This is a genomic window from Bacillus sp. AFS029533 (assembly GCF_002585125.1).
Lineage (GTDB): Bacteria > Bacillota > Bacilli > Bacillales > Bacillaceae_G > Gottfriedia > Gottfriedia luciferensis_B.
On record NZ_NUQC01000004.1, the window covers coordinates 139,753 to 155,035 of the forward strand.

The 15,283-nt window shown below is 33.2% G+C and carries 15 protein-coding genes; 9 read left to right on the forward strand and 6 right to left on the reverse strand.

Annotated features, from left to right (window positions below):
• Positions 1-28: 28 nt before the first annotated feature.
• Positions 29-457: a cell wall hydrolase gene (locus COE53_RS02270; protein ID WP_025569113.1), complete on the reverse strand. Its 429-nt coding sequence runs from the start codon at positions 455-457 to the stop codon at positions 29-31.
• 221 nt (positions 458-678) lie between these two features.
• Positions 679-1,425, reverse strand: coding sequence for a hydrogen peroxide-dependent heme synthase (gene hemQ, locus COE53_RS02275; protein WP_025569114.1), 747 nt, complete (start codon positions 1,423-1,425; stop codon positions 679-681).
• 235 nt (positions 1,426-1,660) lie between these two features.
• On the opposite strand from hemQ, the gene pta reads away from it, so the two are divergent.
• Positions 1,661-2,632 carry a phosphate acetyltransferase gene (gene pta, locus COE53_RS02280; protein ID WP_098947384.1) on the forward strand — a complete coding sequence of 324 codons (972 nt, stop codon included), beginning with the start codon at positions 1,661-1,663 and terminating at the stop codon, positions 2,630-2,632.
• Between the two features lie 410 nt (positions 2,633-3,042).
• On the opposite strand, the gene lipL is transcribed toward pta, so the two are convergent.
• Positions 3,043-3,888, reverse strand: coding sequence for an octanoyl-[GcvH]:protein N-octanoyltransferase (gene lipL, locus COE53_RS02285; protein WP_091024668.1), 846 nt, complete (start codon positions 3,886-3,888; stop codon positions 3,043-3,045).
• Between the two features lie 359 nt (positions 3,889-4,247).
• Positions 4,248-5,093 carry an RsfA family transcriptional regulator gene (locus tag COE53_RS02295; protein WP_069033832.1) on the reverse strand — a complete coding sequence of 282 codons (846 nt, stop codon included), beginning with the start codon at positions 5,091-5,093 and terminating at the stop codon, positions 4,248-4,250.
• Positions 5,094-5,312: 219 nt separating this feature from the next.
• On the opposite strand from COE53_RS02295, the gene COE53_RS02300 reads away from it, so the two are divergent.
• A complete protein-coding gene (locus COE53_RS02300) occupies positions 5,313-5,540 on the forward strand; it encodes a YuzB family protein (protein WP_025671004.1) in 228 nt (75 codons plus the stop codon).
• A 121-nt stretch (positions 5,541-5,661) separates the two neighbouring features.
• Complete coding sequence (locus COE53_RS02305; RefSeq protein WP_091024670.1) at positions 5,662-6,975, forward strand: HD domain-containing protein; 1,314 nt, start codon at positions 5,662-5,664, stop codon at positions 6,973-6,975.
• Positions 6,976-7,025: 50 nt separating this feature from the next.
• Here the strand turns inward: COE53_RS02305 and COE53_RS02310 are convergent, their stop codons facing one another.
• Entirely contained in the window at positions 7,026-7,211 is a 186-nt protein-coding gene (locus tag COE53_RS02310; RefSeq protein WP_025671006.1) for a 2-hydroxymuconate tautomerase, read from the reverse strand.
• 163 nt (positions 7,212-7,374) lie between these two features.
• On the opposite strand from COE53_RS02310, the gene COE53_RS02315 reads away from it, so the two are divergent.
• Together COE53_RS02315 and COE53_RS02320 are read left to right on the forward strand one after the other, a co-directional pair.
• The gene (locus tag COE53_RS02315; protein ID WP_069033700.1) at positions 7,375-8,043 is read left to right on the forward strand and encodes a site-2 protease family protein; all 669 of its coding nucleotides are present in this window, start codon (positions 7,375-7,377) and stop codon (positions 8,041-8,043) included.
• A 10-nt stretch (positions 8,044-8,053) separates the two neighbouring features.
• A complete protein-coding gene (locus COE53_RS02320; protein ID WP_069033701.1) occupies positions 8,054-8,566 on the forward strand; it encodes a YwhD family protein in 513 nt (170 codons plus the stop codon).
• 155 nt (positions 8,567-8,721) lie between these two features.
• On the opposite strand, the gene COE53_RS02325 is transcribed toward COE53_RS02320, so the two are convergent.
• Positions 8,722-10,740, reverse strand: coding sequence for a transglycosylase domain-containing protein (locus COE53_RS02325; protein ID WP_180242378.1), 2,019 nt, complete (start codon positions 10,738-10,740; stop codon positions 8,722-8,724).
• A gap of 313 nt (positions 10,741-11,053) precedes the next feature.
• Between COE53_RS02325 and speE the strand changes: the two genes are divergently transcribed.
• The 4 genes from speE to COE53_RS02345 all read left to right on the forward strand — a co-directional run bounded on the left by speE (position 11,054) and on the right by COE53_RS02345 (position 15,278).
• On the forward strand, positions 11,054-11,881 hold the full coding sequence (speE, locus tag COE53_RS02330; protein WP_025671010.1) for a spermidine synthase: 828 nt from the start codon (positions 11,054-11,056) through the stop codon (positions 11,879-11,881).
• A gap of 12 nt (positions 11,882-11,893) precedes the next feature.
• Entirely contained in the window at positions 11,894-12,766 is an 873-nt protein-coding gene (speB, locus tag COE53_RS02335) for an agmatinase (protein ID WP_098947388.1), read from the forward strand.
• Between the two features lie 190 nt (positions 12,767-12,956).
• A complete protein-coding gene (locus tag COE53_RS02340) occupies positions 12,957-14,078 on the forward strand; it encodes a PepSY-associated TM helix domain-containing protein (protein WP_180242379.1) in 1,122 nt (373 codons plus the stop codon).
• 777 nt (positions 14,079-14,855) lie between these two features.
• Positions 14,856-15,278, forward strand: a complete 423-nt coding sequence (locus COE53_RS02345) for a MerR family transcriptional regulator (RefSeq protein WP_175403484.1) — start codon at positions 14,856-14,858, stop codon at positions 15,276-15,278.
• Positions 15,279-15,283 lie beyond the last annotated feature (5 nt).

The window sequence follows — 15,283 nt, forward strand, 5'->3', positions numbered from 1 at the left end:
AGAAAAAACCTCCCTTAGTTAAATCAAATTAAACACTGTAAACTTTCGGACAATCTTGAGCAGTTGGTTGATAAAAGCAATGCGACTTAAATCTCCCTGCTAGTTTTTGGTTAAACCAAGTTCCTGGGCATGAACCTGCAGGTCTGAAGAACCATAGGCCATAAGTTGCTGGCCAAAAACGCTGTCCAGCTATTACTTTTCTAGATAACTCAATATCTTGGTCTCTGGCACGTTGATAAAAGTAAGATTTTTGAACAGCTTCGAATCCACCTGGATTCTGATAAACCATATCTTTTATACTTCGAATGTCTCTAAAATCTAAGCAATCACATAAAACCCTATTAACACATACATTTCCAACCATTAACATACCTTCTACACCTTCGCCTTCAGCTTCAGCACGCATTAATCTAGCAAGCAAAGCAACCTCAGCGTCAGTATAACGAATTACAGCCATAAAAAAGCCTCCTCATCCGAATTAAATATTCTGCATGAATCCCATTGGTGATCGGAAAGCGAGGACTAATTAGTTCGTTCACTACTGTAACTATATTAAAATTGAAAGAAACATATGACATCTTTTCCAACAGGAAAATAAAAAAACTTCTCAAAAAAGAGAAGTCTTTTTATTTATATACTATGATTTTTTGTATTAAGTGGATACCCTTAAGTATTCAATTAAACGTAAAGATATTTTGAGAATGCATCTTCTTTTAGGATTGTTCCAACAAAGAATGAACCAAATACTCCGTAACGAGCACTTACTTCATCAAAACGCATTTCATAAATTAATTTTTTGAATTGAAGTACGTCTTCTGCGAATAAAGTAACGCCCCATTCATAATCATCAAATCCTACAGAACCAGTAATAATTTGTTTAACTTTACCAGCGTAACCACGACCAATTTTTCCGTGGCTGTACATCATTTCTTTACGAGCAGCTGAAGGAAGCATATACCAATTATCTTCGCCTTCACGCTTTTTATCCATTGGATAGAAGCATACGTATTGAGATTTTGGTAAAGCAGGGTAAAGTCTAGCGCGAACATGCGGATTTTGATATGGATCGCCATCTTCTTCGCTTAAGTAATTACTTAATTCAACTACAGAAACGTATGAATAAGTTGGAATCATATACTGAGATAATGTAGTTTTATTAATTTCTGTTTCAATATGTAATAACTCATCCATTGTAGGTCTTAAAACCATAAACATAATGTCTGCTTTTTGACCTAAAATATTGTAAATAGCATGGCTACCTTCACCAGAATCAGCAACTTGATTCCATTTTGAGAAAACTTGTTGGAACTCTGTAATCGCCAGTTGACGCTCATCACTACTTAATTGTTTAAAAGCATGCCAATCCATACTTCTAAAATCATGTAAACAATACCAGCCATCTAAAGTTTTTGCAGCTTCACTCATTTTAAATCCCCCAAACGTTATCGTATTGATTTTCATTTATATAGCATACTACAAATAAAAGTATTTTGTAAAAACATACAAAATTATACAATATCCAAATTTAGTTAGAAAATTAGGAATTAATTTACTTTAAATGATAGCGCTTTATTAAATATATTATATTTTTCATTACTCTAAAAAGGTTTTATTCTAATTATGTACAAATAAAATAATTTTAAAGATTTTGGAGGCAATTATGAGCAACTTATTTGAAAGCATTAAACAAAAAGTATCAGGTAAAGGTATTTCAATCGTTTTACCAGAAGGTACAGATGAGAGAATTTTAACAGCTGCTGACAGACTTGCGAAAGAAGATGTATTAAAACCGATTTTAATAGGTAACGTAGAAAACGTAAAAGAAAAAGCAAATAGCTTAGGTTTAGAACTTCAAGGAGTAGAAATTTTAGACCCATCTACTTATGGAGAAATGGAGCAACTAGTTGCATCATTTGTTGAACGCCGTAAAGGAAAAGCAACTGAAGAGCAAGCTCGTAAAGCATTATTAGATCCAAACTACTTTGGAACAATGTTAGTATATGCAAACAAAGCTCAAGGATTAGTTAGTGGTGCTACACATTCAACTGCAGATACAGTACGACCAGCGCTTCAAATCATTAAAACAAAACCAGGCGTTGCAAAAACATCTGGAGTATTTATCATGGTTCGTGAGGATGAGAAATACGTATTCGCAGATTGCGCGATTAATATTGCTCCAAATAGCCAAGATTTAGCTGAAATTGCTATTGAAAGTGCAAAAACAGCTAAACTATTTGACATTGAACCTAAAATCGCAATGTTAAGCTTTTCAACTAAAGGATCTGCAAAATCGCCTGAAACTGAAAAGGTTGCAGAAGCAGTTAAAATTGCAAAAGAGCTTGCGCCTGAATTAACTTTAGATGGCGAGTTCCAATTTGATGCAGCATTTGTACCATCTGTTGCAAAAAGCAAAGCTCCTGATTCAGTTATTCAAGGTGATGCGAATACATTCGTATTCCCAAGCTTAGAAGCAGGTAACATTGGTTACAAAATTGCTCAACGTTTAGGTAACTTTGAAGCAATCGGACCAATCCTACAAGGCTTAAATATGCCTGTTAATGACTTATCTCGTGGTTGTAACAGTGAAGACGTTTATAAATTATCAATCATCACAGCTGCTCAAGCACTATAATTAGGGCAGATTAAGTAAAAAGAGTGCTCTTAAGTCAATGAACTTATGAGCACTCTTTTTTATGGAACACCTTGAGAAATTGGTTTACTTATTGATGCAACCTGATTTTAACAAAAAACCAAAAGGAATATTCAGTGATGGATAATCCTTTTTTATTAAGAAGTTGATTGGAACGAAAGGGTGCACGACTCCTATGGGATTAGCGGGAAGGCTAAAGACCCCACAGGCTGGCCGAGGAGGCTAAAGAATCTCGCCCCATGGAAAGCGAGCAAACTGTAGTGGAAATCATACCACACAACTTATTTATCAGTGATAAAATTAATTGACAAAGTCCTTTTTCAGCAGCATGAACCAAAAGGAAGATTCAATTCCCTTTTGGTTTTTCATTTTAAAGAGTTCTTTTGTTCTTATCAGTCTTGCATAGAACTTATATCCGAATTACGATCAATCATTCGTTGCAAATGATAATTATATAATTCTATTTCATCATCAAGTAAGGAGTTAGGTGTTAATTTTGGAGTTAATTTAATTAATGATTGAAGTAGTCTTGTCATTACATCCGTCACTGTTAGATTTAATGATAGTAGTTCGGAAAGAGATGCCATTGTATCAGGTATAATTGTAGGATATTTAAATGAAGTTTCTTTGTGATCAATCGCAATTTCATAAAAATCTTTAATAATAGAAGCACGTTTTGAACCACTTTCGTTAATGCATAAATAAATTTGAACAGCAACCCCTTTACGTATCCTACGTTGAGAGATACCCGCAAATTTCTTGTCATCAATACTTAAATCAAAATCTCCTGGACAATATGATCCTACTATTTCTTTTGCCACTATTTTATCTGTTAAATCCTTAAACATATCTTGAATTAGTGCATACATCGTTTCATAACCATCATTAATTTGCAGTTTATGTTCAGCCTCTGGAAAGAGGATCGATATATTTAGAACACCTTCATCTAAAACAACAGCTAGCCCACCTGAATTTCGTACGATTGCTTTGTATCCATGGTCATTAAGAAATTTAACCCCATTTGTTAGATTCGGTAGTCTAGTATCTTGTATTCCTAGAACTATTGTGTTGTGGTGTACCCAAGTTCGAATTGTTGTAGGAGACTCCATTTTCCCAATTTTTGTACATAATGTGTCATCTAGTGCAAAAGATTGGATCGCCTCAAAGGATGGCCCTAAAGTTGAGCCGTCTATAAAACGTATTTCATCTGTTTGTAACCGATTCAAATGTTGATTCATTAAATAAGCCCCTTGCGTTTTGCGTTTGTTTTCCTATTTTAGCATGATTTTAAACTAAATAAAAAAACTTCATATTCAGGAGATTTCATTATTTAAAGTAAATACGCAGATATATTATTCCAGAAAACAAGTACATATAAATCTATCCCAGCTGTAAAAAATAATCGTGTATATGAAATGCTTGGCAATGGCGCTTCGTTCAGTGAACCAGTTACACTTGAAAAACAGCTAGCATTCTTTAAAAAATCATTTTTAGGAAATTAATAGATTGTAGCGGGATTATCAAATTTAGTATGCATTAAAATAGAGGAACCAAATCAATATTAAGATTTAGTTCCTCTATCTTATAAATGACAATGTTATTCTGCAATTTTTTCTAAATTTCCGTTTTTATCCATTCTAAAGGATGTTGCCGCTGGTTTCTCTTCCTCTTCAAATAATACTAATTTTCTAGCACGGTTCATTATTTTCATCATTGTTTCATAGTCTTCTTGAACAGTAGTAGCATCTTTTTCAAGCTTTTCTACTTGTCTCTGTAATTGTGAATTTCGTTCCTGTAATTGCATAAGCTCTCTTTTTAGTTGATCATTTTCACGGACTAAACGATCGCTACCAATCTGACTGCTTGAGAGACCTTGTAAGAACTGGATGACATCAAACATTGTAATTGAACTTTTTCTTGTATTCATTGGTGGTGCTGGTGGTGGAGTCTGTGATTGATACTGATTTTGAACGGAAGGTATACTTGAAAATATCTCAGTCGTTGGTTCCTCGTTATGCGTTACTTCTACGCTTGCATCATTTTCATTATCAGTTTCCACAAAGGATGCAAATTCTTGATCGAGTTCAACACCATACTCTAAATCTTGTTCATCATTTAAATAACGATCAAAATTACTAGATACATCTGTTTGTATATAACTAGATTCAGAAGGTGTATATAATAATTTTTTCTTAGCATCTTCACCTTTAGCGTGTCGAAGCTTTTCTTTACGGAATTTCTTTGCTAATTGAAGTGCTTTTTCATAATTATAGCGAACTACGGCATTCCAACGAAAACCACATGCAGCCGAAGTACGTTCTAAAACATCGCCTACTTCTTCAAAGGCATTTAATTGGGTACTACCTTCTCGTACATGACGTAAAACGGTTTCCGCTAAAAGTAAATCATTTTCTTCAGTCCAAGCATCCTGTCTTAATTTCATCATAGGAATTTCCCCTCAACTTTCTTTTATTCAATTAATCGATTTAATAACTAGCTGATTAATAGAAGTTTGGACAAAAAAATAGAAAACTATACAAAAAATAGAAAATAGTAGAATACTATTTGGAGTGATTTAATTGGAAAACTTGCATGTCCTTTTTGGAACGAGTAAAATTACTGCTGAGTATGTTCAATTTAGAACAGAAAGGATTGTAAAAAAATGTCAAATGAATTTAGAATATGTGATGACTGCCAGGCGACAAATATTAAAACATTAGTCCCTCGCTTAAAAAGAATAGATGATGAAGCAGAGATTAAAATTGGTTGTCAATCTTACTGTGGGCCAGGACGTAAAAAATCATTTTGTTTCGTAAACAATCGTCCCTTATCTGCACCAAACGAAGATGATCTACTTGTAAAGATAAAGTCAAAACTAGGTAAGAATTAAACGCTCCTTCATCTTTAGGAGCGTTTTTTTGATATAATAGTAAAGATAGAAGAGTCCTGTTCAGAAAGTAAGCCCATTAGCATATAAAGAATTAGTATACATATTGAAAGGGGGCCAAGATATGTCATATCGTTTCCAAAAGCTTTATGAGGAAAAAGTATTTAAAGATCCTGTACATCGTTATATTCACGTAAGAGATCAAGTTATTTGGGATTTAATAGGTACGAAAGAATTTCAGAGACTACGCAGAATTAAACAGCTGGGTACTACATATCTGACGTTTCATGGAGCTGAGCATAGTCGATTTACTCACTCGCTTGGCGTTTATGAAATTATAAGACGTATGGTAGATGATGTTTTTTCTGGTCGTCCTGAATGGAATGATGATGATCGCTTATTAGCTCTTTGTGCTGGATTATTACATGATGTTGGTCATGGTCCTTTTTCGCATACATTTGAGAAGATATTTAATTTAGATCATGAAGAATTAACGAGAGAAATTATAGAGGGTTCAACAGAAATTAATGAAATCCTAAGAAAAGTTGGGGATGACTTTCCTAAGAAAGTATCAGAAGTGATTGAGAAAACATCGGTGAATAAGTTAGTTACAAGTATGATTTCAAGCCAAATCGATGCAGATCGAATGGATTATCTCCTTAGAGATGCTTACTACACTGGCGTAAGTTACGGCAATTTTGATATGGAACGAATTTTGAGAATTATGCGCCCTCGACCTGATGGTGTCGTTATTAAACAATCAGGTATGCATGCTGTTGAGCACTACTTAATTAGTCGATTCCAGATGTACTGGCAAGTTTATTTTCATCCAGTGTCTAGGAGCGCGGAAGCCATTTTACAAAAAATATTACAAAGGGCTAAATATTTGCATGAAACAGGTTACCATTTTAATTATGTACCAGTGCATTTTGGTCATTTATTTGAGGGAAAAGTTGATTTAGATGAATATATCAAATTAGATGAATCAGTTCTTTTGTATTATTTCCAAGTATGGCAGGAGGAATCTGACCAAATCTTGAGTGATCTATGTCAACGGTTCTTAAATAGGAAATTATTTCAATATGTAGACTTTGATACACAAAAACATACTGAAAAGTTTGCTGAATTAAAAGAGTTATTTTTAGAAATAGAGATAGACCCGGAATACTATTTAGTCATCGATACAATTTCTGACGAAGCTTATGATTATTTTAGATATGGTGAAGAAGGTGGAAAGAAGCCGATTTTACTATTGCAAACGAACGGTGATTTGAAAGAAATTTCGCGTAAATCAGAGCTAGTAGATGGAATAACTGGTAAAAAGTTATTCGATTCTAAGTTATATTTTCCTCATGATTTAATTTATAATAATCCTGATGAAAAGAAAAAGAAAGTAATCGAAATGATTGAAGAAATAGCAGGGGCTAAAAGAAGATAAAAACAGTAAACGGAAGTTATTCCGTTTACTGTTGATGTATGTAAGGAATTCTATTCGTCACTAAGGCGTTTACCTGCAACTGCATAATGGTTTTTTGTCATTTCTTCAATGAAAACAACAATCTTTTCAGTTGGAGCACCTGTTGTTTCACTTACAGCATCAGTAACTTTTTCAACTAATGCTTTCTTTTGTTCTTCAGTGCGACCTTCGAGCATTTTTACTGTAACGTATGGCATATTATGACCTCCTTCGTTTTATCATTTTTATTATAACTCAGGAAGTCAGAATAATAACGATTAAATCGATTAACATTGAAGAAATCATAAAGAATAAATTAAACTATTAATAAATTAACCGTTAAATTATATAAAAAGCAATTTTTCTCGAAAGGAGCAAAGAATGGGATCATTTTTTCAATATCCATTAAAAGATATACCATTAATATTATTAGTTGTTGCAATTTCGTTATCAGTTCACGAATTCGCGCACGCTTATGTAGCTTATAAATTTGGAGATGACACGGCAAAAAGACAAGGCAGATTAACGCTTTCTCCATTTAGACATTTAGATATTTTCGGTACAATTGCGATAATTATTTTAGGCTTTGGTTGGGCAAGACCAGTTCCTGTAAATCGACATAACTTTAAACATCCGAGATTAGCAGGAATCTTAACCACTGCAGCGGGGCCGATTAGTAATCTAATTCTGGCGACGCTAGGTTTAATCGCTTATTCACTATTATATAAGTACGGATTTTTTCATTCTTTCCCACAAGCACTATCACTTACTTTAGATTCTTTTTTTAATATTTTCATTCAAATGAATATAGTATTATTTGTATTTAACTTAATTCCTCTTCCACCACTAGATGGATATCGAATTTTAGAGGATTTAGCTCCTAATGATCTTCGTGCAAAAATGTCACAATATGAGCAATATGGAGCATTTGTATTTTTAGTTTTAGTATTAACTCCATTAGATAACTATACAATTCAACCAATTTTCCAGGTTGCTATACCTTCAGTTTTCCACTGGATTAATTCAATCGTTACACCATTAATTTTTTAGGAGGGGCACAATGTCTGATCAACCAAAAAAGAAATCACTAGGTTTTAATATATTAAAAAATGATTCAACAAGTGGGCATGGCGGATTTGGTGTTGGAGCAATTAGTTTAGAAAATATTTCTCCAGTCTTTATTGATATACAAGAGAATGATGTTTTTGTAGATATCGGTGCAATGCACGCAAGAAGTTCAGTTGAAAAGGGGATCAAGTTTTTAACGAATGAGGATGAAGTTCCTAATGGAAAACCTTATTGGTTAGTATGGGTCGCAACTGAGCGAACTGAAAACGGTCCTTATTATGCTGGGGTAACAGGTTGCTACATGACTGTTGATCGCGAAGCTAGAAGGGGATATAAGCTTCTTCCTGACCATGTAAATAAAATGGATAGAGCGATGAAACGTAAAATAATTGTTGAACAGATGGATGAAAAGTCTCGTAAATTATTAGCCAATTTCTTAAAATCGCACAATGAAGAGATGTGGAATAATTCATCTGAACAATTAAAAACTGAACTTTTAGGATAGTATACTTTTTCTGGTAAATTATATAAAAAATTTGAAGAAATCGTCGAATAATCTTTTTACATTTAAGACTAAATAAAGTAAACTAATAATAGCTTGGACAAAGCTAGGACTAGGACAAACAAAAGACCTTACCAATTTGGTGAGGTCTTTTGTTTTTAAAGTAAATATTGTGAATACCAAGGCTTACTGTCTTTATTTTCCTTTTTATGTTTTTGGTTTATTTTTTTATTCATACAAGGCTTTGTTGGTTGTGTCCCTTTACGAAAATAAAGTGAAACCTTATCGCCGCAGCCTTCCTTAAACAAAAGACCAGTCTTTTCATCTACAGCAACTTTAACTAGGTCATTAGGTAGTTTAGTGTCTATATTTTTATCCAATAAATTTGTCATAACTGATGCCCATACCTTCTTCGACAGTGAACTTTCCTCTACGGTTAAATTTTTTGAATGATCATAACCTACCCATACTCCAACAATAAGATTTGAATGGAATCCAATCATCCAGCTGTCCGTTTTTGTAGTGCCAGTTTTACCATAATAATCTTTTGATAGTTCAGGAATAATACTAGTACCTGTTACTGGCAAGTAGCTTGAAAAACTTGTATTGAACATGCCATTCATTAGTTGTTTAAGAATAATGGTTTGATCTTTATCTAATCTTTGTTTTTCATCAAACTTTTCTTTATAGAGCGTCTTTCCGGTTTGAGTTTTAATCTCTTTTACGAAATGAGGAATAACTTCTTTACCATTATTTGCAATTAAAGCATAAGCTCTTGTCATATCGAGCAATGAAGCATCTTGAGTGCCGAGTGCCATTGAAGGTAGTTTATTATTTGGTGTGGTTAAATGGAATAACTTCTGTGCTTTAATAAATTCATCAGCACCAACTGCCTGCTGGGTTTTTACAGCATATATATTGTCTGAAACAGCAATAGCTTTAGCTAGTGTAATTGAACCATGTGCGTATAGATTGCCACTATTTTTGGGACTATATGAATCTCCATTTTCAAAGTGAAATATAGTAGGCTTACTTTGAAGTCTTGTTGATGGGGTATATCCATTTTCAAGTGCACTATAATAAAGAATTGGTTTTATTGTACTTCCTACCTGCCTTTTCGATGCTATTGCTCGATTAAATAAAAACTGTCCTTTCTCACGGCCTCCAGTCATCCCTAATACTTCACCAGTTTGACTATTTAATACAACTACACTAGCCTGTAAATCAGGTTTTGGTCTAATATACTGATCAAATGCTTGATCAATGTGCTTTTGAATAGCAGGATTAAATGTTGTATAAATTTGGCTACCATTGTTATTGATTGATTGTCCAATAGAGGCTGTAATTTCTTTTTGAACGCTTTGTTGAAAATAGGACGTAAATGAAGAATTTGAATTATGTTTAATCGGTTTTAACTTAATCGTTTCATCAATTGCATTTTTAACACTTTTTGAATTGATTAATTTATTCTGTTCAAGTGCTGATAAAATTCGTTGTTGCCTTTTCTTTACAGATGAAAAATGAACATAAGGATCATATTTTGAAGGATTGGCCGGAATACTTAATAAAAATGTAGATTCACCAATTGTCAGCTCGTTCGTCTCTTTTCCTAAGAAGGTATTTGCCGCAGTTTCTAGACCATAAATACCATGTCCAAAATAGATGGTGTTTAAATATGCTTCTAATATTTTATTTTTACTGTAAGCTGATTCAAGTCTCATCGTTAAATAAGCCTCTTTTAATTTACGATTAAGCGTTTTTTGTTGTGAAAGATATAAATTTTTTGCAAGTTGCTGAGTTATTGTACTTCCGCCTTGAGCGTATTGTCCCTTCGTTATATTAATTAAAATAGCAGAACCCATCCTTTTTAAGTCGAAGCCATGATGATGAAAAAAATTACGATCCTCAGAAACTAAAATACTATTGATCGCAATCGGAGGCACATCTGCAATTTTAAGTGTTTTACGATTTTGAAGTAGCTTAGTTTTACTAATCAGTTTTTGATTGTGATCATAATAACTGGAATTTGACTCAATAAATAATGAAGGTTTTGTAGACGTCATAGCAAATAAATAGACACAAGATAAAAATAGTGTACCTGAAATTGAAATAATCGTAAGCAAAATACCGACCTTTTGAAGTGTACGCCAATGGTAAGAGTAGTTGATATTATACAAAAATGTATCCTCCTCTCGATTCATTTCTCTAATTTAATACTAGTATGGTAGATTAAGAGAAATTTTATTCAAATTACTGTAGTAAAAAATATCAAATAATTTAGCTTTAAAAATCTTGCATTTCACAAAAATTACTCTATACTTTTCTTTTGTACGGCAAAAAATTGTCGTAACAACACAAATCCGATAGGAATTAGGAAGAGTGGGGATAATACGAAACATAATCGAAAGAGTGGAGGCTCCTTAGTCAGCCCCGACAAAACGATACTTATGTTTCAAACTAAATCTTGATAAAGAAGGGTAGATGCATTAAATGGAATTATGGTTTACTGAAAAACAAACAAAAAACTTTGGAATTACTGCTAAAATTAATAAAACTTTACATACAGAGCAAACTGAGTTTCAAAAGCTTGACATGGTAGAGACAGAAGAGTTCGGAAACATGCTTATTTTAGATGGTATGGTTATGACAACTCAAAAAGATGAGTTCGTTTACCACGAAATGGTTGCACATGTACCTTTATTCACACACCCAAATCCTGAAAACGTATTAGTTGTAGGTGGCGGTGACGGCGGTGTTATTCGCGAAGTATTAAAACACCCAAGCGTAAAGAAAGCAACTCTAGTTGAAATCGATGGAAAAGTAATTGAGTACTCTAAAATATACTTACCTGAAATTGCAGGAAAATTAGAAGACCCACGTGTAGAAGTAAAAGTAGACGATGGATTTATGCATATTGCAAATAGTGAAAATGTATACGATGTAATTATGGTAGACTCAACTGAACCAGTTGGTCCTGCAGTTAATTTATTTACAAAAGGCTTCTATGCTGGCATCTCTAAAGCATTAAAAGAAGATGGTATTTTTGTAGCTCAAACGGACAACCCATGGTTTACTCCTGAGTTAATTACACAAGTTCAACGTGATGTAAGAGAAATCTTCCCAATCACTCGTTTATACATTGCAAACATTCCAACATATCCAAGTGGAATGTGGACATTTACAATCGGTTCGAAAAAACATGATCCACTTGAAGTAGAAGAGAATCGTTTCTTCGATATTGAGACAAAATATTATACTAAAGAGCTACACAAAGCAGCGTTCGTATTACCAAAATTTGTAGCTGATCTTACTAAATAAGGGGGCTTTATTATGCGTTTTGATGAAGCTTATTCTGGAAATGTATTTATAAAGAGTCATCCAAGTTTTGAAGAAAGCAAAGCAGTTATTTATGGTATGCCTATGGATTGGACTGTAAGTTTCAGACCAGGCTCTCGTTTTGGTCCTGCGCGTATTCGTGAAGTATCAATTGGATTAGAGGAATATAGTCCATATCAAGATAAAGAACTAGAAGAAGTTAAGTATTTTGACGCAGGAGATATTCCATTACCATTTGGTAATGCTCAAAGAAGCCTTGATATGATTGAAGATTATATTGACGGCTTATTAGCTGAAGGCAAGTTTCCTCTAGGAATGGGTGGAGAGCATCTTGTATCATGGCCAGTAATGAAAGCTATGTACAAGAAATACCCAGATTTAGCTATTATTCACTTTGATGCTCACACTGATTTACGTGATTCATATGAAGGTGAGCCATTATCTCACTCAACGCCAATTAAAAAAGTTTGTGATTTAATTGGACCAAAAAATGTTTATTCATTTGGAATCCGTTCTGGTATGAAGGAAGAATTTGAATGGGCTAAAGAAGTTGGAATGAATTTATTCAAATTCGAAGTGCTTGGGCCATTAAAGAAAGTACTTCCAACACTTGCTGGACGTCCAGTTTATGTAACGATTGATATCGATGTATTAGATCCTGCACATGCTCCTGGAACAGGAACTCTTGAAGCAGGTGGTATTACATCAAAAGAAATGCTTGATAGCATCTTAGCAATCGCAAACAGTGATATTAACGTTGTTGGGGCAGACTTAGTAGAAGTAGCTCCAGTTTACGATCATGCAGAGCAAACTCAAGTTGCGGCAAGTAAATTTATTCGTGAAATCTTATTAGGTTGGGTAAAATAATTAGATTTGTAAAAGGCGATTTTTCGTTCATCAGGACGAGAATCGCCTTTTTATATTGAATTTGAAATTGAAACAATTGAGGCCACTTAAATAAAATTTACTAAAAAATGTAAAATCCTTATTGATAATGATAATCATTACCTTTATAATTGAGAACGATTATTATTATCAAAATATAGGAGAAGAGAAGATGAAAAAGAAAAAAGGGGTAAGAAAATTTATTTTAACTCTACATTTAGTATGCAGCTTAGTTTTTGGACTTTTTATTATTGCTGTTTGTGCAACGGGTAGTGTATTAGTGTTTGGGAACCAGATTGAACATGTATTAAATCCGCAGTATTTTAAGCCTGCAAGTAGTGAAAGAAATATTGGAGTGAAAGAAGCAGAAAAGATTTTCCTTGAACATTATAAAGGTTTTCAAATTTCAAGGATGGATGTACCTTCAAAGTTAACAGATGTATATCACGCAAGTATGTCAAAAGGACATAATGAAATTGAAGCATATGTTGATCCTAGCAATGGCAAATTATTAGGCAATTTTGATAGGGAGAAATCAATCGTTTCTTTTGTTAAAGAATTACACACACATTTATTATTGGATGAAATTGGTGAAACAATTATTGGTATCGTTGCAATTGCATTTATTATCATTCTTATTACAGGTATATATTTATGGTATCCAGGTATTAAACGGATGTTTAAAAGCTTAAAAATTAAATGGAATAAAAGTCAAATGGCAAAAAATCTATCATTACATAATTTTGTAGGGGTTATTACTTTACCATTTTTACTTGTAGTAGCAATAACAGGAATGCTATTTCCATTCCAAGAAAAGATTGAAGAATCTTTGAAATTGAAATTTACCTCGAATTATCCAGAGGAACTTAAATCAGTTGATAATGGTAAACAACAAATAGGGTTAGATACGATAGTTGCCCAAATTAATAAATTACACCCGGAAGGTGAGTTATACAAGTTAAGACTTCCAGCAGATAAAGAAGGTGTTATAGAAGCCCAATTAAGTGATGGCAGTTATGACCCTGAAGGTAAAGGAAATACAAGCGAATTTTTCGATCAATTTTCTGGAAAGCATTTAGGAACTTTTTCAAAAAATACTGAAACAGCCTATGATAAATTCTTTATTTGGAGAGAAAGTTTGCATAGAGGAACTTTTGGTGGTGTGTTCGTAAAAATAATTTATGCCTTAGTTGGAATAGCTCCACTCGGTTTAGGAATAACTGGGATTACAATGTGGGCATTAAAGCGAAAGAATAAAGTTAAAAAAATGAGTAAATTACAGCAAACGGCTTAAGATATAATTTTATAAGGAAGTATGATTTAACGATCTCAGTTGAATTATTTGTTAGAACTCGAAAGAAAATGCGCAAAAGACGTATTTATCTCTTTCGGGTTTTTTGTTCGGGCACAAATATTATTGTTTCAGCGTTTTGATATAAAAAATTATCACAGGCTCATGAGTAAGTAAAACCGCAAAAATCAGAAAAGTACTTACTCATAACAGGCTCATGGATAAGTAAAACAGCAAAATCAGAGAAGTACTTACTCATAACAGGCTCATGAGTAAGTAAAACAATAAAAATCAGAGAAATACTTACTCATAACAGGCTCATGAGTAAGTAAAACAGCAAAAATTAGAGAAGTACTTACTCATAACAGGCTCATGAGTAAGTAAAACAGTAAAAATCAGAGAAATACTTACTCATAACAGGCCCATGAGTAAGTAAAACAGCAAAAATCAGAGAAATACTTACTCATAACAGGCTCATGAGTAAGTAAAACAGCAAAAATCAGAGAAGTACTTACTCATAACAGGCTCATGAGTAAGTAAAATAGCAAAAATCAAAGAAGTACTTACTCATAACAGGCTTTTGTAGAAATCAAACTCAACTAATTAACAAACGCATTTTTCAACAGTAACAAATATGATTATGTGTAGTAAAACAACTATTTTGTAGAAAGATAAAAATAGAAAAATGCACAAAGTTAACGTTGACGTTAACGATACATTAGGAGTAAGATAGATTAGTGATATATAAAAGTTAAATCCAAATCGAAAGGAGGTAATGAGTTGCTCTATAAGATAGATGAAGTAGCAAAAGAATGTGGATTAACAAAGCGATCGATTCGTTATTATGAAGAAATTGGTTTAATCTCCCCACCTGAGAGAAGTGAAGGAGGATTTCGACTTTATTCAGATCTGCATATTGAACGTCTAAAGAAAATCATGAATGTCCGTGATGTTCTTGGTTTTTCATTGCAGGAGGTTCAGGAATATATGGCAATTAGTGAGGCGTTTGAAGAATTCCGATTGCAATATAGAGAAAATAAGGAAAAGATGAATGAAGATGAAAGAAAAGAAAAACTTTTAGGAGCGGAAGCAATACTTGCTCAACAATTACAAATGATCGATGAAAAGCTTAAAAAAATGAACGATATTCGAGATGAAATGAATGAGATGTATCAAAGGGTGAAAAAAGCATTAGAACAATAAATAAT